At 68.8% G+C, this 23,199-nt stretch carries 15 protein-coding genes and 1 riboswitch; of the genes, 7 read left to right on the top strand and 8 right to left on the bottom strand.

Annotated features, from left to right (window positions below):
- Positions 1-7: 7 nt before the first annotated feature.
- Positions 8-2,251: an RND family transporter gene (locus QZ332_RS03505; RefSeq protein ID WP_295762375.1), complete on the top strand. Its 2,244-nt coding sequence runs from the start codon at positions 8-10 to the stop codon at positions 2,249-2,251.
- 69 nt (positions 2,252-2,320) lie between these two features.
- Here the strand turns inward: QZ332_RS03505 and glpK are convergent, their stop codons facing one another.
- A complete protein-coding gene (gene glpK, locus QZ332_RS03500) occupies positions 2,321-3,820 on the bottom strand; it encodes a glycerol kinase GlpK (RefSeq protein WP_295762372.1) in 1,500 nt (499 codons plus the stop codon).
- 20 nt (positions 3,821-3,840) lie between these two features.
- A complete protein-coding gene (locus QZ332_RS03495; RefSeq protein ID WP_295762369.1) occupies positions 3,841-4,773 on the bottom strand; it encodes an alpha/beta fold hydrolase in 933 nt (310 codons plus the stop codon).
- A gap of 359 nt (positions 4,774-5,132) precedes the next feature.
- Here QZ332_RS03495 and QZ332_RS03490 point away from each other — a divergent pair, with 359 nt between their 5' ends.
- Both QZ332_RS03490 and QZ332_RS03485 read left to right on the top strand, forming a co-directional pair.
- The gene (locus tag QZ332_RS03490) at positions 5,133-6,260 is read left to right on the top strand and encodes an ROK family transcriptional regulator (RefSeq protein ID WP_295762367.1); all 1,128 of its coding nucleotides are present in this window, start codon (positions 5,133-5,135) and stop codon (positions 6,258-6,260) included.
- Between the two features lie 498 nt (positions 6,261-6,758).
- Positions 6,759-8,618: a M15 family metallopeptidase gene (locus QZ332_RS03485; protein WP_295762364.1), complete on the top strand. Its 1,860-nt coding sequence runs from the start codon at positions 6,759-6,761 to the stop codon at positions 8,616-8,618.
- A gap of 117 nt (positions 8,619-8,735) precedes the next feature.
- Here QZ332_RS03485 and QZ332_RS03480 read toward each other — a convergent pair whose 3' ends face one another.
- Together QZ332_RS03480 and QZ332_RS03475 are read right to left on the bottom strand one after the other, a co-directional pair.
- On the bottom strand, positions 8,736-9,845 hold the full coding sequence (locus tag QZ332_RS03480; RefSeq protein ID WP_295762361.1) for an aldo/keto reductase: 1,110 nt from the start codon (positions 9,843-9,845) through the stop codon (positions 8,736-8,738).
- A 154-nt stretch (positions 9,846-9,999) separates the two neighbouring features.
- Entirely contained in the window at positions 10,000-11,343 is a 1,344-nt protein-coding gene (locus tag QZ332_RS03475) for an MATE family efflux transporter (protein ID WP_295762359.1), read from the bottom strand.
- A gap of 157 nt (positions 11,344-11,500) precedes the next feature.
- A riboswitch (TPP riboswitch) is annotated at positions 11,501-11,606 on the top strand.
- Positions 11,607-11,700: 94 nt separating this feature from the next.
- Between QZ332_RS03475 and QZ332_RS03470 the strand changes: the two genes are divergently transcribed.
- On the top strand, positions 11,701-12,360 hold the full coding sequence (locus QZ332_RS03470) for an energy-coupled thiamine transporter ThiT (RefSeq protein WP_295762356.1): 660 nt from the start codon (positions 11,701-11,703) through the stop codon (positions 12,358-12,360).
- A 234-nt stretch (positions 12,361-12,594) separates the two neighbouring features.
- On the opposite strand, the gene QZ332_RS03465 is transcribed toward QZ332_RS03470, so the two are convergent.
- Positions 12,595-14,136 carry an O-antigen ligase gene (locus QZ332_RS03465; protein ID WP_295762353.1) on the bottom strand — a complete coding sequence of 514 codons (1,542 nt, stop codon included), beginning with the start codon at positions 14,134-14,136 and terminating at the stop codon, positions 12,595-12,597.
- Between the two features lie 411 nt (positions 14,137-14,547).
- Here QZ332_RS03465 and QZ332_RS03460 point away from each other — a divergent pair, with 411 nt between their 5' ends.
- The 3 genes from QZ332_RS03460 to QZ332_RS03450 all read left to right on the top strand — a co-directional run bounded on the left by QZ332_RS03460 (position 14,548) and on the right by QZ332_RS03450 (position 17,833).
- Complete coding sequence (locus QZ332_RS03460; RefSeq protein ID WP_295762351.1) at positions 14,548-15,654, top strand: ATP-grasp domain-containing protein; 1,107 nt, start codon at positions 14,548-14,550, stop codon at positions 15,652-15,654.
- Between the two features lie 5 nt (positions 15,655-15,659).
- Positions 15,660-16,382: a PHP domain-containing protein gene (locus QZ332_RS03455; protein WP_295762348.1), complete on the top strand. Its 723-nt coding sequence runs from the start codon at positions 15,660-15,662 to the stop codon at positions 16,380-16,382.
- A gap of 155 nt (positions 16,383-16,537) precedes the next feature.
- On the top strand, positions 16,538-17,833 hold the full coding sequence (locus tag QZ332_RS03450; protein WP_295762345.1) for a polysaccharide deacetylase family protein: 1,296 nt from the start codon (positions 16,538-16,540) through the stop codon (positions 17,831-17,833).
- Positions 17,834-17,913: 80 nt separating this feature from the next.
- Here the strand turns inward: QZ332_RS03450 and QZ332_RS03445 are convergent, their stop codons facing one another.
- The 3 genes from QZ332_RS03445 to QZ332_RS03435 form a co-directional block, all read right to left on the bottom strand.
- The gene (locus tag QZ332_RS03445; RefSeq protein ID WP_295762342.1) at positions 17,914-19,725 is read right to left on the bottom strand and encodes a DUF4127 family protein; all 1,812 of its coding nucleotides are present in this window, start codon (positions 19,723-19,725) and stop codon (positions 17,914-17,916) included.
- Between the two features lie 83 nt (positions 19,726-19,808).
- Positions 19,809-22,136 (bottom strand): DUF6020 family protein, encoded by a 2,328-nt coding sequence (locus QZ332_RS03440; RefSeq protein ID WP_295762339.1) that lies wholly within the window; start codon positions 22,134-22,136, stop codon positions 19,809-19,811.
- Positions 22,124-23,062 carry a glycosyltransferase family 2 protein gene (locus QZ332_RS03435; RefSeq protein ID WP_295762337.1) on the bottom strand — a complete coding sequence of 313 codons (939 nt, stop codon included), beginning with the start codon at positions 23,060-23,062 and terminating at the stop codon, positions 22,124-22,126. Before QZ332_RS03435 ends, QZ332_RS03440 begins: the two co-directional genes overlap by 13 nt.
- Positions 23,063-23,199 lie beyond the last annotated feature (137 nt).

The raw sequence follows: 23,199 nt of genomic DNA, 5'->3' as shown, positions 1-23,199 counted from the left end.
AGGCGCTATGATCGAAAAGATCGCCCATAAGCTGACCCGGAAGCCCAAGCTGGTGGCCGTGACCGCCGTGCTGATGCTGATCCCCTCCATCATCGGCTACGCCGCCACCCGCATCAACTATGACATCCTCTCCTACCTGCCCCAGGACCTGCCGTCCTCCCAGGGCGAGCAGCTCCTGGAGGATCCCTTCCAGATGGCGGCCACCAGCATGCTCATCGTGGAGGGGATGCCCGCGGGCTATACCAACAAGCTGATCCAGGACATCAAGGACGTCCCCGGCGTGTCCAGCGCCGTGTGGATCAGCAACCTGGTGGGCATCCAGGTCCCGGTGGAGATGATCCCGGCGGAGTTCCGCGATATGTTCTTCTCCGGCCAGGCCACCATGATGCTCATCCAGTACGACCACCCCGGCGCGTCGGACGAGACCATGGAGTCCATCCAGCAGGTGCGGGACGCCTGCAACCAGAACTGCTTCCTGGCGGGCTTCTCCGTGGTCATCAAGGACACCCGGGACGTGATGGACGGGGAGCTGCCCATCTTCGTGGGACTGGCGGTGCTGCTGGCGCTGCTGGCCATGAGCGTGACCCTGGAGTCCACGGTGCTGCCCTTCGTGTATCTCGCCAGCATCGGCATGGCGGTGGTCTACAACTTCGGCAGCAACGTCTTCCTGGGACAGATCTCCTACATCACGAAAGCCATCGCCGCTGTCTTGCAGCTGGGCGTGACCATGGACTACTCCATCTTCCTCTACCACCGCTATGAAGAGGAGCGGGCCCGCTTCGACGATAAGCGGGACGCCATGGCCCAGGCCATCGTGGCGGCCTTCCGGTCCCTGTCGGGCTCCAGCCTGACCACGATCGCGGGCTTCTTGGCCCTGTGCTTCATGCGTCTGACCCTGGGGCGGGACATCGGCATCGTCATGGCCAAGGGCGTGGTCCTGGGCGTGGCGACGGTGATCTTGGTCCTGCCGTCCCTGGTGCTGCTCTTCGACAAGCAGATCGACCGGCACAAGCACAAGACCCTGATCCCCTCCTTCGGCAAGGTGGACGCTGCCATCATCCGCCGCAGGGTCCCGCTGGTGGTCCTGACGCTGCTGCTGTTCTTCCCGGCGGTCTACGCCCAGCGGCACGCCGACATCTACTACAAGCTGGATGAGTCCCTGCCCCGGGACCTGCCCTCCATCGTCAGCAACGAGAAGCTGAAAGACGACTTCGATATGGCGACCAGCCATTTCGTGGTCCTCCGGGACGACCTCAGCGCCGCCGACATGGGCGAGCTGGAGCGCCGGATGGAGGAGGTCCCCGGCATCACCTCCGTGGTGTCCTTCCACAAGATGCTGGGCACCGGCATCCCGGACTTCTTCATCCCGAAGGACATCAAGGATATGCTCCGGCAGGACGGGTGGCAGCTGATGATGATCAACTCCAGCTACGCCCCGGCCACCGATGAGGTCTCCGCCCAGCTGGACGCCATGAACGAGATCCTGCACAGCTACGACCCCGGCGCCATGATCACCGGCGAGGGGGCCATGTACCGGGATCTGATCGATACCTCGGCGGTGGACTTCCAGGTGACGAACTACATCTCCATCGCGGCGATCTTCCTCATCATCGCCTTCGTCTTCCGCTCCGTCTCCGTCCCGCTGGTGCTGGTGGCCACCATCGAGCTGGCGATCTTCATCAACCAGGGCTGCTGCTACTTCCTGGGCACGGAGATCCCCTTCATCGCCCCCACCATCATCAGCTGCGTCCAGCTGGGGGCCACGGTGGACTACGCCATCCTGATGACCTCCCGCTTCCAGGAGGAGCTGAAGAAGGGCCTGGACCGGGAGGAGGCCATCCGCATCGCCGCCGTCTCCTCCGACGCGTCCATCGTCACCAGCGCCCTGGTGCTCTTCTGCGCCACGCTGGGCGTGTCCTTCGTCTCCTCCATCGACCTCATCGGGGCCATCTGCGTGATGCTGGCCCGGGGGGCCCTGGTCTCGGCGCTGGTCAGCATCTTCCTGATGCCCGCCATCCTCTGCGTGTGCGAGCCGGTGTTCGCCAAGACCAGCTGGCGCTGGAAGGTCCCGGATCCCGCTCCGGCGGAGCCGCCGGCCGTTCCGGCCGGGGCGGAGGCCCTCCCCGGAGGAGGGACGGCCGCCCTCCCGCCGGAGGAGGCGGGGACGGCCCCGGGCGAGGAGCCCGGAGAGGCCCCGGAGGCGGGATCTGGCAAAGGAGAGACGGAGAGGGCCCCGGCAGGCGTCGAGTGACCGCCGGGGATATGGATCGGCAGGGCCCCCGGAGGGATCGTCCCTCCGGGGACCCTGCCGTCCGGTCGTTCACCCCGGATCGTTGGCCCAGGCGACGGCGCAGCGCACCGCCCGGGCCCAGCCCTTTTGGAGCGCCTGCCGCCGCTCCCGGGAGATGGCGGGGGCGAAGGTCCGCTCGCAGGCCCAGCTGTCCTCCACGTCTGCCAGGCCCATCCAAAAGCCCGTGGCCAGGCCCGCCAGGTAGGCGGCCCCCAGGGCGGTGGTCTCGATGCACCGGGGCCGCTGGATGCGGATGTCCGACAGGTCTGCCTGGAACTGCATGAGGAAGTCGTTGGCGCTGGCCCCGCCGTCCACCTTGAGGGCGGTGAGGGGCAGGCCGGACTCCTCCTTCATGGCGGTGAGGAGGTCGTTGGTCTGATAGGCCAGGGACTCGGTCACCGCCCGGATGAGGTGCGCCCGGCCGGTGCCCCGGGTCAGCCCCACCACGGTGCCCCGGGCGTAGGGCTCCCAGTAGGGGGCCCCCAGCCCCACGAAGGCCGGGACGATGTAGACGCCTCCGGCGTCCTCCAGCCGCCGGCAGATCTCGTCCGTCCGGGCGGCGCTCTCCAGCATCCCCAGCTCGTCCCTCAGCCACTGGATGGCGGCCCCGGCGACGAAGACGCTGCCCTCCAGGGCATAGCGGACCGGACCGTCCGCGCCGGCGGCGATGGTGGCGATCAGGCCCCGCCGGGACCGGACCGCCTCCGTGCCGGTGTTCATCAGGAGGAAGCCGCCGGTGCCGTAGGTGCTCTTCACGTCTCCCGGCTCGAAGCCGCACTGGCCGAAGAGGGCGGCCTGCTGGTCCCCCGCGGCGGCGGCGATGGGGATGGATCCGCCGAAGCAGTCCGTCGTGCCGAAGACGCCGCTGCTGGGCAGCACCTGGGGCAGCAGGGAGGCGGGGATATGGAAGTAGTCCATGAGCTCCCGGTCCCACCGGAGCGCATGGATGTCGAAGAGCATGGTCCGGGAGGCGTTGGTATAGTCCGTGGCGTGGACCCGGCCCCCCGTCAGGTTCCAGATGAGCCAGGAGTCCACGGTGCCGAAGCGGAGCCCGCCCCGCTCCGCCCGCTCCTGGGCGCCGGGGACGTGGTCCAAGATCCACTCCAGCTTGCTGGCGGAGAAATAGGCGTCGGGGATCAGCCCGGTCTTTTGCCGTACGGCCTCTTCCATCCCGTCCCGGCGAAGCTGCTCGATCCGCTCCGCCGTCCGGCGGCACTGCCAGACGATGGCACTGCAGACGGGCTCCCCGGTGGCGGCGTCCCAGACCACGGTGGTCTCCCGCTGGTTGGCGATGCCGATGGCGGCGATCTCGCCGGGGCGGGCGCCGGCCCGCTGCATGGCCTCCATGGCGGCGCCCATCTGGGTGGACCAGATGTCCCTTGGGTCGTGCTCCACCCAGCCGGGGCGGGGGTAGATCTGGGGGAGCTCCCGCTGCACCACGCTGCGGACGCTGCCCTGCCGGTCGAAGAGGATGCAGCGGGAGCTGGTGGTGCCCTGGTCCATGGCGATCACATATCTTTTCTCGTTCAACTCGTCCCCTCCTGCGGCCCTCACGCGCCGACGGCCCCTTTGAAGAAGGCGATGATGCCCGCTTCCACTTCGTCCTTGAGGTCCGCGTAGTTGTGGATCTCGTGGCGGTATCCGTCATAGATCTTGGTGGTGACCTTGTGGCCGGAGCCCTCCAGCCAGGCGGAGACCTGCTCCACGCCCCTGCCGTACTGGCCCACGGGGTCCTCGCCGCCGGCGATGTTGTAGATGGGCAGCTCCTTGGGCACCTTCTCCGCCCAGACGGGCCCGGTGATGAGGTCGATCATCTGGCAGAAGTAGAGGAAGGAGCGGTTGTTGGTGGGCCGGGAGAAGGCGTCGAGGGGATCCATGGCGTGGTCCGCCTGGACATAGGGGTCGGAGCAGATCCACTCGTTGCCGAACTTCACGCCCTCGGTGCAGCGCTCGCACATCCAGCCCAGCAGGGCCCCGGCGGCGTTGGGGTCGGAGGCGCCGCCCTGCCCGGCGTCCACGGCGGCCTGGAGCATCGCCATGGCCGCCTCCAGGCCGGGGAAGACGCCGCTGGTGCCGCAGAGGGTGACGGCGGCGAGCTCCCGTCCGTAGGAGGCGATGTAGTCCCGCGCGATGAACGAGCCCATGCTGTGCCCGTAAAGGAAGTAAGGGAGGCCGGGGTACCGCTCCTTGACCAGGCGGGTGAGGGCGTGCTCGTCCTCCATCATGGTGTGGGGGCCCTTGTCCCCCCAGTCGCCCCAGCTGTCGTTGACGACGGCGGTCCTGCCGTGGCCCACATGGTCGTCCGCCGCCACGATGAACCCGGCGTCCAGGAACTTGACGATCATGTGGAGGTACCGGCGGGAGTGCTCTCCGAAGCCGTGGACCAGCTGGACGATGCCCGCGGGCTTGGCGGCGGGGACGTAGATCCACCCCTGGACCTGGTCCCGTTGGTTGAAGGACTGGAAACCGATCTCATGCAGCATCGCTGTTCCTCCTGTTCCGCGGCGCGGTCTGGCGCCGCTCTTCGATGTCCTGATGGAAAGATAAGGTGTTATATAAAGTATAATATGCGCCGCCCCCGCTGTCAACCGGGACTGTCCCTCAAGGATGAGGAGGAGGGCGCGGGGACCGGGACCGCGGGGCAGGGCCAGCAGCGGCGCTGCGCGGTCCCTGCCCCTGCCGGACGGCCCCCGGTATTTTTTGAGATCGTTCGAAGAGCGGCGCTTTTGGGGAGGGGGGCCTGGAGAGCGGCGTTTTTCTTTAGAAAGGGCTTGCTATTTGAGGCGGGATGGGCTATGCTATCTATAAAGTCTTTATAAAACACGACCGAGGATGAGGAACGATGACGACGTCACCTGCGAACAACATGGCGGTGAAGCGCCGCAACCGGATCGATACGCTGCGCTGCATCCTGGACAGCGGCCGGGTGTCCCAGATGGAGCTGACCCAGCGCCTGGCCCTGAGCTGGCCCACGATCTTGCAGAACGTGAAGGAGCTGACGGCGCTGGGCCTGGTCCGGGAGGACGGGATGTACGCCTCCACCGGCGGCCGGAAGGCCAAAGCCTACGCGCCTGTGCGGGACGCGCGGCTGGCGGTGGGGATGGACCTGACGAGGGACCATGTCAGCGTGGTGCTGACGGACCTGAGCGGGGAGCTCCTGCGCCAGGCCAAGGGGGCCCTGCGCTTCTCCATGGAGGACATCTATTTCAAATACCTGGGCGGCCTGCTCCGGCGCTTCGTGGAGGCCAACGGGGCGGAGGACCGGCTTTTGGGGGTGGGCATCTCCCTCCCGGGCGTCGTGGACGAGGAGCGGGGGGTCCTGCGGGATTCCCATGCCCTGGACCTGAAGAACATGTCCCTCAGCCTCTTCACCCAGCAGATCCCCTGGCCCTGCCGGATCGTGAACGACGCCGGCGCCGCGGGACTGGCGGAGGTCTACGGGCCCGGGGCCGCCGGGGGGGACGTGGTGTACCTGTCCCTGGGCGACACGGTGGGCGGGGCCATCCTGCGGGACGGGAGGCTGTACCGGGGCGACCACCTCCGGGCGGGGGCCTTCGGCCACATGACGCTGGTGCCGGAGGGCCGCCGGTGCTGGTGCGGGAAAACGGGGTGCCTGGACGCCTACTGCTCCGCCAGGGTCCTGTCCGACCACGCCGGAGGGAGCCTCCCCGCGTTTTTCGAGGGCCTGCGCTCCGGCGACCCGGAGAAGGGGGAGGTCTGGCAGGGATACCTGGGGCATCTGGCGGTGGCGGTGAACGACCTGCGGGCCTGCTTCGACTGCGACGTGATCGTGGGCGGCGCGGTAGGCGTGTACCTGGAGGAGTTCGGGGATCTGCTGCGGGCGCTGCTGGCGGAGCGGAACCCCTTCGAGCCGGACGCGTCCTACCTGCGGCCCTGCCGCCGTCCGGAGGAGGCTTCCGCCATCGGCGCGGCCCTGACCCAGGTGGAGGCGTTCTTCCAGGAGCTTTGAGCTACATACGGGATCGAGGACGAGCGGGACCCGGAGGGGCCCCGCTCGTGACGTCCTGCCGCCCCGCCGGGAGGGCGCTCACGGCTCCTCCGGCGCGCTCCGCCGCTCACGGATAGGGATAGGGCCTTTTCAAAAGTACCTTAGGAAGAGGGACGGCGCCTCCGGCCCGCTGTCCCTCCTGGAAGGCCGGACGGGCCCGTCCACCGGCCTAGACCATGTGGGGGCCCCGTCCGTCCCCGCCGGAGCGGGGACGCCATCCTTCTTGACTTTTCAGATTTCGGATGTAAAATGGGACATGTGAGTTTTTGCCCCCTCATCAGAGGATGAGCGGCCCCGGCATCAGGGAGGGACCGGCCCGCGGCGGCTCTGCCGCCGACATGGATCGAGGTGTGTATCACGGGACGATATGGTCATAGGAGATATCCCAGGCGGAGGCCCGGCCGGCGGACCCGGGTCCAGACCCAGCGGCTGCTGCGGGCCTGGGCCTTGGGAGGGGCCTTGCTGCTGGCCTTGCTGGCGGCGGGGGCCCTGCTGCTCAGCTCCGGGGGCCCCAGGTTCGGGGAGGGGAGCCTCCTCGTCTGCGCCGACGGCGGGGGGACGGTGGAGCTGTACTGGCCCGCGGCGGCAGATCCGGCCATGTATCAGGTGGAGGTCCGCTGGGGCGAGGTCCGCGAGGAGCGGTATCACAGGGAGAACGCCGCCCGGCTGTCCGGCATCCCGGCGGGGGAGGAGCTGCATGTCCGCATCCGCGCCGTCGCCGATGGACAGGACCTCTTCGGCAGGCCCCGGCAGGCCCTCAGCCGGAAGACGCTGAAGGCGGACGTCGTCCTGCCCGAGGGGCTGACCGCCCCGGAGGTCCTGGGCGCCGCAGAGGCGGGGGCCCTCGCCTGGACCGGCGGGGGGGACGTCTATGAGATCTTCCGGCTCCACGATTCGATCGCGCCGGGGGCGGCCGGCGGCGACCACGTGGCCTCCACCGAGGAGGAGAGCTGGTCCCCGCCGCCGCAGGAGGATGCCCGGCGCTTCGCCGTCCGCTCCGGATGGCGGCGGAGGGGGTTCGTCCTCTGCGGCCCCGCCGCCTCCCTCACGGTCTCGGGCGGCAGGGATCTGCCCGTCGTCCCGCTGTCGCTGTCCTATCGGGAGACGGATCCCCGGATGTACGTCCTGGAGTGGGACGGGACCCGGTGCCACGGCTTCGAAGTCCAGGAGTGGCGGGGGGACGGCTGGGAGACCATCGCCAGGATGGCGCCGGAGGAGCATATGCGCTACGATACGGGCCGCCTGCGCTCCGGGTCCAGCCACCGCTTCCGCGTGGCCGCCAGGCCCGATAATGCCCTGGGCGTGGATATCGACGCGGCGGAGGTGTCCTTCACCGCCTCCGTCTCCCCGCTCTACAGCACCGTCTGGCCCATCCAGGACCTGACGCTCTACGAGGACCCCGGGAAGGGGGGGCGGCTGGCCTCCGTCCCCGGCGGGACCGCCCTGTGCGTGCTGGCGGAGGAGGGGGACTGGTTCCGGGTGCGGTACGAGGAGGAGTACGGCTGGCTGGACAGCCGCTTCTGCATGATCGACCTGCCGGAGTACGTAGGGGACCACTGCGATTATGACATCACCAACAGCTATCGGTCGTTGTTCGCGGCCCATGACGTCCCCATCGGGCAGATCACCGGCCAGGTGATCGAAGGCTTCGAGGATGTCCGGACGGCGGACGGGGAGTTCCTGGTCCCCTACCTGTACCCCTGCGCCAAGAAGCTGCTCGCCGCGGCCCGGCAGGCGGAGGCCGACGGCTACCGCCTGAAGATCTACGAGGCGTTCCGCCCCCAGCGGGCGACCCGGTCCCTCTATGATGTCACGGACGCGCAGAAGGGCGACGCCGTGGTGACGGCGGACGGCAGACGGACCACGCTGCTCAAGCTGATGACGGACGACGGCCGTTTCAGCCTGGGCAGCTTCCTGGCCCGGACGATCTCCGCCCACAACCGGGGCATCGCCCTGGACCTGACGCTGGAGGAGATCGGCAGCGGGGAGGAGCTGGCGATGCAGAGCCCGATCCACGATCTGAGCTGGTACGCGGCGGCGGACCGCAGCAACGACAACGCCCGGCTCCTGGCGGGGTACATGACCGGCGTGGGGATGAACGGCCTGTCCTCGGAGTGGTGGCACTTCCAGGACGACGCGACGAAGGGGGCCATCGGCCTGAAAGCCAGCTTGTACCAGGGCGTCAGCCCCGAAGGCTGGGTCCAGGACGACGCCGGCTGGCGCTACCGGGACAGGGACGGGAGCTTCCTCCGGGACGCCGCCGTCACCATAGACGGCAGACGCTATACCTTCGGACATGACGGCTACGCGGCGGGATGACCGCCGGCAAAGCAGAGAGGGCCAGCCTGGGAGGCTGGCCCTCTCTCCATCGATGGACGCGGGGCCCGTCCGGCGGGGAGGGGAGGCCGGCCCTCCGCCCGCCGATGTCTCCGTCCCTCACTTCGACTCGAAGGTCTCCGCCACCTGGACCAACAGGTCCCGGATGGGCAGGTGCTGGGGGCAGACGGCCTCGCACTCGCCGCATTTGATGCAGGCGGAGGCTTTGCCGTTGCGGACCGTGTGGACGTTGTTGTAGTAGTAGTCGGTGTTCCAGCTCTGGAAGAGCTTCTTGGTGTTGAGGCAGGCGAAAAGGTCGGGGATCGAGATCTTCATCGGACAGCCGGCGGTGCAGTAGCGGCAGGCGGTGCAGGGGATCGTGCCCTTGGACCGCAAGATCTCGCGCACGCGCTCCACGGCGGCCAGCTCCCTCCCGTCCAGGGGACGGGAGCCCTCCATGGAACGGATGTTGTCCTCCATCTGGGCCAGGCTGCTCATGCCGGAGAGGACCATCACGATCCCCTCGTGCCCGGCGGCGAAGCGGAGGGCGTAGCTGGAGGGGGAGCCGCCGCCCAGCTCCTCCAGGACGGCCCTGGCATCCTCCGGCAGGTCCGACAGGCTGCCGCCCCGGCAGGGCTCCATGACGAGGACCGGCTTGCCGTGCGCCCGGCAGACCTCCCAGCACTTGCGGCTCTGCACCGCCGGGTCCTCCCAGTCCATGTAGTTCAGCTGGAGCTGGACCACCTCCACCTGGGGGTACTCCGTCAAGATCTGGTCCAGGACGCCGGCGGTGTCGTGGAAGGAGATGCCGAAATGGCGGATCTTGCCTTCGGCCTTCAGCGCCAGGGCGGTCTCATAGGCCCGGCAGCGCTTGAACTTGGCGAAGTTCTCCGCGCTCTGGGCGTGCATCAGGTAGAAGTCGAAATAGTCCACCCCGCACCAGCGCAGCTGTGCTTCGAAGAAGGGGTGGATGTCGGACTCCCGGTCGAAATAGGTGTTGGTCAGCTTGTCCGTGAGGATGTAGCGGTCCCGGGGATAGCGGCTGGTGAGGCACTGCCGGAGGGCGGTCTCGCTCTTGCCGTCCAGATAGCCGTGGGCGGTGTCGAAGTAGTTGAAGCCGCCGGCCAGGAAGGCGTCCACCATGCGGTCCATCTCCGCGGTGTCCACCTGGCCCCCCTTCATCGGCAGGCGCATGCAGCCGAAGCCGAAGTTCTTTTGGATACGTTCCATCGTATGTGCGCTCCTTCCTGATGTGCCCTGTGGAGGGCCGTTCTCGGTCCGGCGGCGGCCCTGCGGCCCGGTCCCGCCGGGGACGGCACCATCTTATCAGATGGAGCGCGCTCCAAGTCAATAGCCGCGGCGAGATCTTGCGGAGGGGCCCCGCTCATCCCTCCCAGGAGAGCAGGCGCTCCCTGCGGGCGATATAGTACGCGCAGCCAGCCGCGTCCGCCAAAAACCAGCCGATGGGCACCGACCACCAGATGCCGCACACGCCGAAGGCCGGGACCGCCGAGAGGGCGTAGGCCAGCGCCACGCGGGTGCCCAGGGAGACGACGGTGAGGACGACGCTCATCCCGGGCCGCCCCAGGGCCCGGTACAGGCCATAGAGCAGGAAGAGGCAGCCGATCCCGCAGTAGAAAGCGCCCTCGATCCGCAGATAGCGGACGCCCTCCGCGACGATCCCCGTCTCTCCGGCCTCCACGAACAGCGCCATCAGCGGGCGGGCGAAGGCCCAGACCAGCCCGGAGACCAGGACGCAGAAACCCATGGACGCCAGCACCGCGCCCTTCAGCCCGGCGCGGATGCGCGCGTCCTGTTTGGCGCCGTAGTTCTGGGCGATGAAGGTGGAGAAGGCGTTGCCGAAGTCTTGCACCGGCATATAGGCGAAGGCGTCGATCTTCACCGCCGCCGCGAACGCCGCCATGACCGTGGGGCCGAAGCTGTTGACCAACCCCTGCACCATCAGGATGCCCAGGTTCATGACGGACTGCTGCACGCAGGTGAGGATGGAGGCCCCGGCGACCTCCCGGACCCGGGCCCAGCGGACGGGCCCCCGGCGGAAGATGGCCCGGAGCTGCGGGCGCCGGGCCAAGGCGTAGACGGCGATCCCGACGCCGGAGGCGTATTGGGCAATCACCGTGGCCTCCGCCGCTCCGGCCACGCCCCGCCTCAGGCCCAGCACGAACCAGAGGTCCAGCAATATGTTCAGCACCGCCGAGACGGCCAGGAACAGCAGCGGCACGACGGAGTTGCCCACCGCCCGGAGGAAGGAGGCGAAGTAGTTGTAGAGGAAGGTGGCGGGGATGCCGCAGAAGATGACGGCCAGGTAGTCCCGCATCCCGCCCCACACGGGATCGGGCACCCGGAGGAAGATCTGGATGGGATCGAGGCAGGCGAAGGCGAGGACGTTCAGCAGGAGCGCCGCTGCCGCGATCAGCGCGAAGGAGGCCCGGATGCTCTCCCGGAGGCCGGCCTCGTCCCGCTGGCCGAAGCGGATGGAGAACAAGGCGCCGCTGCCCATGCACAGGCCCAGCAGGATCGAGGTCAGGAAGGTCATCAGGGAGAAGGAGGATCCCACAGCGGCCAGGGCGTCCTTGCCCAGGGCCTGCCCGACGATCAGGGTGTCCGCCACGTTATAACACTGCTGCAGCAGGTCCCCCAGGATCATGGGGACCGCGAAGAGCAGCATGGAGCGCATCACCGGCCCATGGGTCAGGTCTTCGTTCATCGTTTTCCACACTCCGCAGACAGGAAGCGCCCGCTTCCGTTTTTTCGAGTATTGTACCAGCATCTCCCGGGAAAGTCAATCCGCGCCCCCGGCGGGCCGGACGGAGGGGCTTGCGCTTTGGGAGGGATCGTGCTAAGATAGGAGCGTCGATCTCATGGATCGTGGACTGGGGAGCTTGCGGGAGCAGGCTGAGAGGAAGCGGACGCTTCGACCCGTGACCTGATTTGGGTAATGCCAACGTAGGGAGCTGTCATGGACCGCCGTGCGCCGCGCCGCATGAAGGGCCGCCCTCCCGGGTCCGGGAGGGCGGCTTCGATCTCGCGCCGGGTCCGCGGCCGGGACAGGAGGGACGATCGTATGTTGGAGCTGTTCGTGGATGCGGAGGGCGGACTGACCATGGCCGGCTATGTGCTGAGCGCCGCGGTCTTGACGCTGAGCCTGCTGACGGGGCTCGTCATGGCGGACCGGGGGGAGGAGAGGGGCTTTGCCGTCAAGCCGCTGGCCTACTGCGCCATGGCGGTGGCGCTGGCCTATGTGACCAGCTTCATCAAGGTCTTCAAGCTGCCCTACGGCGGCTCCGTCACGCTGCTGAGCATGCTGTTCATCGTGCTGGTGGCCAACTGGTACGGCGTCAAGTCCGGAGTGCTGGTGGGCTTCGCCTACGGCGTGCTGCAGTTTTTGCAGGAGCCCTATTTCCTCTCGCTGTTCCAGGTCTGCTGCGACTATGTGCTGGCCTTCGCGGCCCTGGGGATCGCGGGGCTGTTCCGCAGGAACAAGGACGGCCTCCTGATCGGCTACATTGCGGCGGTGCTGGCGCGGGGCGCGTTCCACGCGCTGGGCGGCTACCTTTACTGGATGGACTACATGCCGGAGGAGTTCCCCCAGGCCCTGCGGGACCTGTACCCCATCGTCTACAATTACAGCTATCTGCTGGCGGAGGGCCTGCTCACGGTGATCGTGATCAAGATCCCGGCGGTGGAGAAGGCGCTGGAACGGGTCCGCAGGTCGGCGGTATGAGCCCCGTCCGGCCTCTTGGATCTGCGGCGGGAGATCCGGGCGGAGGCGCCTGCGCCATCCGGGCCGGGGAGTCCCGGGGACTTTTTGAAAGGTCCTGAAAAAGCGCCCGGCCTGCCGGGAAGCCATCCCGACAGGCTGGACAAAGCCCTGGGACCGTGAGGCCCCAGGGCTTCCCTGTCTTTGGCGGGAGATGCGGGCCCGCTCCCCCGGGGCCCGGCGGGGCCTCGAGCCCGCTCATGCCCCGCGGTCCGGACGCCCCGCTCCGGCCTCCTGCCGGCAGATCTTCGTCCCGGCCAGGGCCATGGCGAAGACGAACCAGAAGATGACCATCACCCGGGGATAGTGCCACGGATAGTCCGCCAGGCCGCAGACCATGATGCCGCAGATGGACGCGGCGGCGGCGCAGGTGATAGTGCGGGCGGCGGAGGGGGGGCAGCGGCGGGCGGTGCGGGCCGCGCGCTTGACGCCCCACAGCAGGGAGCCCACGCAGCTGACGGCGCCCAGCAGGCCGGTCTGGAGCCATACCTCCAGGTAGAAGTTATGGGAGTGGACATAGGGGAAATCCGCGTGATAGAGGTTCCAGTCGGCGGCGTAGAGCTTGGGCACCGCGGCGCCCAGGCCGATCCCCCGGACAGGGCGGCTGCGGATCATCTCCAGCGCCGTGAGCAGGGTGGGGAGGCGGTTGCGCGTGGAGGCGTCCGAGAAGTTCCCGATGGACAAGATCCGGTTCCAGATGCTGGAGGGCAGGAGGGGGATGCAGAGGACGCACAGCGCCGCGAACAGCGGGAGCAGCCGGGGGCGCCAGAGGGTCACCATGACCACCATGGCACAGGCCATCCCCACCCAGCTGGCCCGGGAGTAGGTCATGCCCAGCGCCGCCAGGCCGACGGCGAACACGCCCCCGGCCGCCAGCTTCCCCAGCAGGCGGCCGGAGCAGAGGGACAGCGCCAGCACCAGGGGCAGCAGCAAGATCAAGATCTCGGCGAAGGTGTTGGGATTGTCGAAGAAGGACTCCACCCGCCCGGGCATCCCCGGGTTCACCCGGACGTCCACATAGGAGAGGTTGACCTCCACGCCCCGGATGCGCTGGTATACGCCGTAGAGCGAGGAGACCAGCACGCAGGCCCCGCCGCCGGCGGCCAGCCGCTTGAGATCCTCCGTGCAGCGGACGGCGCTGACCGTCACCAGCACGCAGAGGGCGGAGGAGATGTGGTAGAACAAGGACCGCTGGGACAGGGCGGGGGCGTAGGAGGACACCGCGCCCAGGAAGGCGGCGGCGAACAGCATCACGGGATAGGCCCCCACCGACGCCACGTCCAGGCGGAGATCCCGGCGGCGCATGGCCCCGGCGTGGAACAGCGCCAGCAGCAGGGAAAAGCCCAGGAGGCTGTAAGCGTTGTTCCAATAGGTGAAGGGGATGGTCCACAGCAGCATGATGAGCCAGGACTGGGCCACGGCGGTCTGCTCTCCGACGGCGAAGAGCAGCCGGGCGGACACGCTCCCTTCGAAGGCGGCCGGCATGGCGCGGTACAGCCCGTGCAGCAGCCGGGCGGGCAGATCGGCCAGGAAGGACAGCACCCGGCAGAGGACGCTGTCCTCCCACGACCGGGCCACCGCGCCCTCCCGGCAGAGGGGGCGCAGGACGGCGCTCCCGTCGATCTGCCGGGCGCACCAGCGGCCAAGGGCGTCCAGGACGCGGCACAGGGCGCTGTCCTCATAAAGGCCGATCAGCGTCAGCCAGAGATGGCAGAGATAGCTCTCCCGCAGAGAAGCCATGGCGGATCTCCTCGTTTCGTTCAGTCTGATCTTCCGGGCGGCGGGCCGGCAGGGAGGGGGGGATCCCCCGTGCCCGGGCGTCCCGCGGCAAGATCCCGGGAAGACGGTCCTATTCTACCCCTTTCCGGCGGCCAGGTCAAGCGGGATCTGGCCCCGCCCTCCCGCCGGAGGCGATTTGACAGCCGGGACGGAGCGTGATATGATGGGACCGGCAAAGCCGGGGCCAAGGAGGCGGGGGAGGGGCGGCGATCCAGGAGCGCCGCCCCCGCCGCCGCAGGCGCTGTGACGCATGGAGGCGGCGCGCCCGTCGGGGAGCGCCGGAGGGGAGGGGAGCGGGACGCGCCTCCCCCCTTGTGCTCCCTCCGGCGGTCTGCTATGATACGTTGCGATCGATGGATAGGGGGACCGAGGATGGAGACTGTCGTGCTCACGGATGCGAAATACCGCGCTTCCATCGCCGCCGCCCGGGTCCTGGGGAGGGGCGGCTACCGGGTGGTGCCCGTGCAGGCCGGTCCGGAGGAGCTCCCGGATCCGCCCGTGTTCGCCTCCCGCTATGTGGACGGGGGGCGGAGGCTGTCCGCGCCGCCGGACGGCCCGGAGTACGAAGAGCAGCTGCTGCGGCTCTTGGGGGAGTTCCAGCGGCCCATCCTCTTCTGCGCCGGGGCCGCGACGCTGAACGCGGTCTCGAGGAGGCGGGAGGAGTTCGCCAAGGTCTGCGACTTCCTGATCGCGCCGCCGGAGGTGCTGGAGCAGCTCAACGATAAGGAGGCGGTCCACCGCCGCTGCCTGGAGCTGGGCATCCCGGTCCCCAGGAGGTTCGACGGCGAGCCGGAGCGCTATCCGGTGGTGGTCAAGCCCCACTGCGGAGAGAAGCTGGGCCTGAAGGCCCGGGACCGCTATGCCGTGGCCGGGACGCCGGAGGAGTACCGGGCCTGCCTGGCCTCCATGTCCCGGTACGACCTGCGGCCCATCGTCCAGGAGCGGGTCTCCGGGGCCGGGGCCGGGGCCAGCCTGCTGCTGGACCGCCAGGGCCGGCTGGTCTGCGCCCTCTGCCACCGGAGGATCCGGGAGTTCCCCGCAGCCGGAGGGCCCTCCACCTGCTGTGAGAGCTTCTATGACGCCGGGATGATCGACAGGGCCTATGCGCTCCTGCGCTCGTTCGGCTTCACGGGGGCCGCCATGGTGGAGTTCAAGGGAGACCGGGTACTGGAGGTGAACCCCCGGATCTGGGGGAGCTTCCCGATGACGGAGCACGCCCGCAGCCCCTTCGCCGTCCTCTATGCCAGGGCGGCCCGGGGGGAGGTCCTGGAGTATCGGGCCGGGGACTACGAGACAGGCGTGCGGATGCGCTTCCTCCTCAACGACGGCGCGGCCATGCTGGACTACCTCCGCCGGGGCCAGCCGGGGAAGTTCCTCCAGGGGGCGGCGGACGTCTTCCGGGCCAAGGAGGCCCTCTCCTCCCGGGACGACCCCGCCCCGATGCGGAGATACCTCCGCGGCATCCTGTTCAGGAGGTGATCGGGATGATCGTGCGTTTGGACCTGCACGTCCACTCCGTCCGCTCCCCGGACGGGTGCATGGAGCTTTCGGAGATCGTGGAGCGGGCGCGGGCGGCGGGGCTCCAGGGGGCCGCCGTCTGCGACCACGACCTCACGGCGGAGGCGCTCCCCTCGTTCCCGGACTTCCTGCTGATCCCCGGGACGGAGGTCTCCACGGACCGGGGGCACCTGCTGGGCCTTTTCGTCACGGAGCCCGTCGAGAGCCGGGAGTCCCGCCGTGCGGCGGAGGAGATCCGCGCGCAGGGCGGGCTGGCCGTGCTGGCCCATCCCTTCCAGCGGTCCCGGGACCCGGAGCGGCTGGTCCCCCTGGTCCCCTGGCTGGACGGGGTGGAGGTCTGGAACAGCCGGGCGGAGCGGAAGATCCCCCAGGCCAACCGGATGGCGGCGGACTTCGCTGGGGCCCATCATCTGCGCCCCTTCGCCGGGAGCGACGCCCACCTCCCCCAGGAGGTGGGGAACGGGACGACCGCCGTCGAGGTGCCCTCCCTGGATCTGGAGGCGGTGAAGGCGGCGCTGCTGCGCGGCGGGGCGGAGACCTCCGGGCGGCGCAGCCGGTCCTGGTACACGGCCAGGAGCCAGCTGAACAAGCGCCGGCGGACCCGGGCGGGACCGCTGTCGTACCTGGAATGGGGGGCCTTCGCCTTGAAATGCCTGGGAGAGGATCTTAAAAGATCCGTCCTGAGATGAGGGGGCGGGGACGCCCCTCGCGGAGCGGGCGGGCATAGGGGCCGGCGTACCGGGACCGGGCGCCCCTTGCGGTCCGGCCCGCGGGCGCGCCGCCGGCAGGCGATGTACACCGTCCGTGACGGGAGGACCGTCCGAGTACAAAGGAGGATAAGCTCATGTCTATGATCGTGAAGATCGGCAAAAAGGGGAAACGGGTGCTGAAGAAGATCGTCGCCCCGGCGGAGAAGCACAGCCTCAGCTATACCCGCCGGATCGAGCGGGTGGCGACGCGCCGCCGGATCTGCGCCATGACCTTCGACGACGGCCCCATGGACCTCCCCGCCGCGCCGGACCGCTTTGGCGGGAGGTCTTTGACGGACGTCCTGCTGGACACCCTGGCGGAGTTCGGGGCCAAGGGGACGTTCGACGTAGTGGGGGACACCAGCGGGAACTATCCCGACGAGGCGGGGAAGGTGGGGAGCGCCGCCTGGGGAGGCATCCGCTTCGACCACTATCCGGATATCCACCAGGACGACAAGGGCGGCGCGGTCCACAACGACCGCCTGATCCGCCGGATGCTGGAGGAGGGGCACCAGATCACCAGCCACGGCTACCGCCACATCATCTTCGGCAAGAAGCCCTTCGTCTACGGGGGGCGGGTCTATCTGGGCTCCATGGACAAGGCGGTGGAGGACCTGCAAAAGCTGGATGCGTTCATGCGGGACCGGTACGGCTACCAGCTGTCCATGCACCGCCCGCCCCACTATGTGGACAGGATGCAGGACGGCTTCACCAGCTACGACGTCTGCGACCGGATGGGCTACCAGTACCTGGCGGCGTCCTTCGACGGCGCGGGCTGGCTCCCCTCCACCCTCAGCGACCCGGAGGCCGCCCTGCAGGCGGAGGTGGACGCCATGGTGGAGCCGATGCGGAAGGCCCTGGAGAAGGACCCGGACGTCTTCTGCGGGCAGATCATCTTCCAGAAGGACGGGTACAACATGGGCAAGCGGACCCCGGTGGCCTTCGGGCTGCGCAGGCAGCTGGAGCTCCTGCGGGAGCATGGCTATCAGGTGGTCACCGCCGCCGCGCTGCTGGCGGAGAGCCCTTTCGCGGACCTGGGGCGGGAGGATCCCCTCTTCGAGAAGCTGTGCGCGCTGCAGCGGGAGCGGGCCATCGTCTACTCCGACAACTGCCTGCGGCTGGACGCGCCCATGACCCAGGGCGAGCTGGCGATGCTCCTCTCCCCCAAGGAAGAGACGCTCCACCGCCGCTGGGAGGAGATCCGGAGGACCGGGAGACGGCAGGGCCCCTATTGGGGCGCCATGGACTGGTGCGCGGCACAGGGCCTGCTCCCCAAGGGCGCCAAGCCGGACGCGCCGGTGTCCGCCCTGCCGGAGGGACTGTTCGCGCCCGCCCGGGGCTTCACCCGGAGGGAGGTCTACCGGGCTTATAAGGGCCATAAGGACCGGTGAGAGGCGGAGCGGGGAAGACCGCCCCATCCCTGGAAGGCAGCGCGCCTTCCGGGGATGGGGCGGTCTTTTTCATCCCTCCTTCATCCTCCGGCGGAAATCAGGGGCTCCACATCTATGGTGAAGGACAGCTCGAAGGTCCGGCGCCAGGGGAAGTACACGTCCCGGATGGAGACGCCGGAGATCTCCTTTTCCTCATAGGGGGACAGGGAGGTGATGAGATAGGATCCCCGGAGGTTCTCCGTCACCTTGCCGCACAGGGGGAGGAAGCGGCGCTCCAGGAGGGCCTGGATCAGGCGGGCCCGGATGGGATGGCCGGGGGAGAGGTTGTTGTAGTCGTCCCCCAGCTTCTCGATGGACCGGTTCAGCTCGTACCGGGTGTGGAGGATATAGGGATAGGTCAGGGCCATGGAGTTGGCCAGCTGGCGGACGTGGGCGATGTCGCTGGCCTCGTCCTTGTCCTCCCGGCAGGCCAGGTAGAGATACCGGGAAAAGCCCATGGCAAAGGCCGCGCCGGTGACGTTGGCCTGGTCGTACTTCCCGGCGAAGGCCAGGAGGTTCCCGAAGTCTACCCGCTGGAAGAGCATCTGCTCCAGCTGGTCCCCGTAGGCGTTGTTGCTGGCCTCCAGCAGGATGGTGGGCACCCGCCCCCGGCAGTTCTCCTCCAGCTGGGAGACCAGCTCCTCGCAGTATGTCCCCGCCTTGGCGGGATCGTCGGGGGCGGTCATCACCAGGAGCTGGAGCTCCGCCTCGTCCTCCGGTACCCGCTGGGCCTGGAAGAGGTCCATGTGCAGGTCCACCGTCTTCTCCAGGGTGTGGACATCGTACTCGGAGGAGGGGATGCGCTCGCTGCCGCCGATGTAGCGCAGATACGTCTTCACCGGATGGTCGTAGCGGCTCTGCGCGATCTGCCCCACCAGCAGGCGGGCGAGGCTGTCCAGGCCCGTCAGCAGGGTGGTGCCCCGTCCCGCCGCCTGAGAGAGGTAGCGCAGCTCGTTATACTGGATGTTGGTGGTGTTGGAGGAGTCGTCGATCCCGATGAGGAGGTGGATGTTGTCGTGGGGGGCGGCCTCCAGGGCGGAGATCACGTAGTCCGTCAGCCGGAGCTTGCGCCGGCGGACGCCCAGGTAATCCCGGATCATCTCCTCCGTCAGGTCCTCCCGGAAGCGCTCCATCCCCTCCTCCGCCGCGGTGACGCCGTCCTCCCCGTAGGGATAGGCGGCGAAGATGCCCTCCAGCGTCAGCGCCTCCCCCTCCAGGGCGGGGCGGGGCTCCATGCCGTAGGCCCGCAGGGCGTTGTACTCCGCGAGCCCGAAGCCCCGGTAGCCCACGGTGGAGGCCAGGCGGACCACGCTGTCGAAGAGGCGGATCTCATTCTCCGGGTCCTGGGCCAGGGAGAGGACGAAGCGGTCGAAGGCGTCCGTCTCGCTCATGCGGGACCCGTCCTCGAAGACCAGGTCCGCCGGGCCGCTGACGGAGCGGGAGTTCACCAGCCCGCCGGAGAAGAGCTGGTCCAGGGACAGGAGGTAGAGGTCGCAGCCCCGCTCCTCCATCTCCTGGAGCCAGAGGAACAGCGCCTCCCGGTCGCCGTACTGGGTCCCGTTGCGGTTCGGCGCCTGGCCGTCCAGCTTGGTACAGTAGCTGTCCCCCGGCGGCAGGACCACCTGATAGCCGGAGGCCTCCGCCAGGTAGACCACGTCCTCCAGGTTGTCCGTCCGGTCGTCCAGGGGCACGTAGGCGATGGCGTGGGACCAGTCCGTCACGTCCTCCGCCTCCACGTCCAGGCTCTCCAGCACGGAGGGGATCTCCCGCGGCGGGGACAAGAGCCAGATCAGCGCCGCGGCGGACAGCGACAGGATGACGGCGGCGCAGGCGATACAGAGTTTTTTCCACACAGGGGTGCCCTCCTTTGAGCGGGTGAGATGATAGGGGGAGCGGGGCCTCCGGGCCCGCGGGCCGGCCCGCGGCCATCCGCGGGTCAGGGCCTTCGGGAGGGGCCGCGCTCTCGCGGCGGCCCGCCGGCCCCTTTTTCCAGGAAGACCTTCCGCGTCACGAAATTATAGACCATGACAAGGATGGTGGCGCCCGGCTTCACGACCAGGTAGTGGAGCCCCAGGGCCCGGGTGCCCGCCAGCATCAGCACCTGGTTCAGCCCCAGGCCGATGACGCTCATGAGGAGGAACGCCGTCATCTCGCGCCCCCGGCCGGCGTCCTCCCGCCGGCGGAAGACGAAGCGGACGCTGAGCAGGTAGTTCACCGCCACGGAGACGGTGAAGGACACGGCGCTGGCGGCCAGGGCGGGCCATCCCGCCGCCTCCACCAGCAGGGCCAGCAGGCCGTAGTCGATGAGGAAGCACAGGCCGCCCACCAGGGTGAAGCGGAGGATCTGCCGCAGGAGCGGCGGCACCTCCGCCGGGGCCCCGCCGCGCTCCCCCGGGAGCGTCCGGGAGGCCAGCAGGAAGGGGAGCATATAGATCATGGGCATGGCGTAGCGGTAGCTCCCGCTCACCGGGGCGGCCGCCAGCACCGCCACGGAGAGGATCGCCGGCAGCTGGGCCAGGAGCTGGGGATACTGCCGCCGCCGCAGCACGTCCAGGAAGACGAAGAGGACCGCCCAGGGGTAAAAGCCCACGCAGAACAGCAGCCCGGCGCCCGGGACATGCTGGGCCGCCACCAGGAGCACCCGGGCGGCGTCCCCTGCCGCGCGCTGCCGGGGAGGCGGCGTGACGCAGAGCTCCGGATAGGGGGCGGTCTCCCTGTTGTCGAAGTCCGTATAGGACAGCGCGGTCTCGTGCCGGACGAAGAAGCCGCCGTAGATGTTGTTCAGCAGGGCCTCGGCGTACACCGCCGGGTGCTTGCGCAGCATCTGGGACCAGACGTGATAGTAGGCGGAGAGCTGGTCCGGCGAGGCGTCCTGGCGGAAGGTGAACTTCACGGGGTCCGCCAGACGGGGCTCATAGAGCTCCGGCAGGCGGTCGTAGTCCAGGACCGCCCGGATGGCCTCCGCTTCCTCCTCCGTCACCTCCTCCGGATAGGTGGAGACGTACCGGGCCGTCTGCTGGAACAGCAGGCCCAGGACCTCCTGCTTCCCGCCGGGGGCCACGTTCCAGGCCGGGAGCAGGATCTGGATCCAGACCGCCTGGAACAGCAGCACCGGGATCAGCAGCGCCGCGGCGGCCCGGAGGCGCGGACGGCAGCAGGCCAGAGCGCAGATCCCCGCCGCCGCCACGAAATAGACCCCCTGGTTCTTCGTCAGGGCCACCAGGAGCGCGGAGGCGGACAGCAGGAGGAGGAAGGACCGGCGCCTCAGGGCCTCCCCCCTCGTCCGGGCCGTCTCGAACAGCAATAGGGAGAAGCCCAGGCAGGCCAGGGAGAACAGGGAGTCCTTCAGCATCGTGATGGCGTACAGGGGGAACAGCGGGAACAGGGCCGTGAACGCCAGGCCGCCCCGGAAGACCCTCTCCGAGAGGCCCAGGCGGCGGAGGTAGTACCACACGGCGGTCATCACCAGGGCCGTCAGCAAAAGCTGGAGGGCGCAGTACAGCGCCACGCCCCGGGAGAGGTCCCCCAGGGCCAGCCCCAGCTTGGCGAAGAGGCCGAAGAGGAGGGTGACGAGATAGGGATGGTGGTTGGTGGCGTAGATGTCCGGGCCCCGGAGGGGGGAGTACTGGAGCCACGGCGTGGGCTTGTGGAGGGCCCAGGCGATCTGCATCCCGGTGTCCGGGCTGCTGAGGCCGGGATAGAAGGCCCAGAAGTAGGGCAGCCAGCACAGCGCCACCAGCCCCGCCGCCAGCAGGAAGCGCTTCCGGGGAAACGGCCTCTGCGCCGGGACCGGCCGGCCGCTGAGACGGTCCAGGAGCCGGAAGGCATACAGCGCCAGGCAGGCCGCCAGCAGGGCCCGCCCGCCCAGGCACACCGCCCCCCGGAAGCAGACGAACCGGGAGCCGAAGAGGGCGCGCCAGCTCTGCTCCTGGGAGTAGGAGAGGCCCAGCAGCTGGAAGGAGGCGAACAGGAGCCCGAAGCACCCCGCCAGCCCCCGCTCCAGGCCGGTGCTCCGCAGGGAGGGGAGGCCCCAAAGCAAGAGCCCCGCGCACAGGGCCAGGCAGGCGCCCGCCTCCGGGTCCCCGGTGAAGAAGGACCGGACCGTGTAGATCAGCAGGCGGTAGAGCGTCCCCAGGCCCTCCAGGGCGGGGTCGGCCGTGTAGCGGGGCTCCGCGCTCAGGCTGCACGTCAGGCTGGCCGCGATCCAGACGGCCAGGACGCCGGTGAGGAGCCCCCGCCGGACCGGATGCCTCACGCCGTCCATCGCAGGAATTGGTCGTGGACCTGCTGGAGCTTGAACTCGAAGTCCCGGCAGTCCTTTTGCCGCATGTTGTCCAGGAGCAGGCCGGAGAACAGGGCCACCAGCGCCGCCAGCATGGTGAAGCCGCTGACGATCAGGGTGGGGAAGCGGGGCACCAGGCCGGTGCGGAGGTAAGTAGACAGCACCGGCAAAAAGAGGATCCCGCTGACCAGCACCAGCGCCAGCGCCAGCAGGCTGAAGAACCGGAAGGGCCGGTAGAGCCGGAACAGCCGCAGGATGGTCATCAGGACCCGCGCCCCGTCGCTGTAGGTGTTCAGCTTGGACACGCTCCCCGCCGGGCGGTCCTGGTAGTCCACCACCACGTTCTCCACGTACAGCTTCTTATCCACGGCGTGGATGCTCATCTCCGTCTCGATCTCGAAGCCGGAGGAGAGCACCGGGAACGTCTTCACGAACTGGTAGCTGAAGGCCCGATAGCCCGTCATGATGTCTTTGATATCGCTGTGGAACAGCCAGTTGATGGAGGAGCGGACCAGGGAGTTGCCGAAGTTGTGGAAGGGGCGCTTGTTCTCCTGGAAGTAGGTGGAGGACAGCCGGTCGCCCACCACCATGTCGGCTCCCCGCTCCAGCACCAGCCGGGCCATCTCCGGGGCGGAGGCGGGCGGGTAGGTGTCGTCCCCGTCCAGCATCAGGTAGCACTGGGCGTCCACCTCCCGGAACATCCTGCGGATGACGTTGCCCTTCCCCTGCTTATACTCCCGGCGGACCACGGCGCCCGCGGCACGGGCCAGGTCGCCGGTGCCGTCGGTGGAGTTGTTGTCATAGACGTAGATCGCCGCCTCCGGGAGGACGGCGGCCACGTCGCGGACCACCTTCGTGATGGTCTGGCTTTCGTTGTAGCAGGGGATCAGGACGGCGATCCGATCCATGGAGCTCCCCACTCCCTTCTCTTTCGGGCCGGGCCCGGGCCTTCGGCGCGGGACCGGCCGGATGTGTCTTGAAGTTTCCCTGATGATAGCATAAATGGGAGGGGGTGTCAAGGAACCGGGCGGCGCCCCGCGCCCCG

Origin of the sequence: uncultured Oscillibacter sp. (genome assembly GCF_910584465.1) — a bacterium.
In the GTDB taxonomy this organism is placed as follows: Bacteria; Bacillota; Clostridia; order Oscillospirales; family Oscillospiraceae; genus Oscillibacter.
The sequence above is the reverse complement of the archived record's forward strand: the minus strand, read 5'-3'. Positions and strand labels throughout refer to the sequence as shown.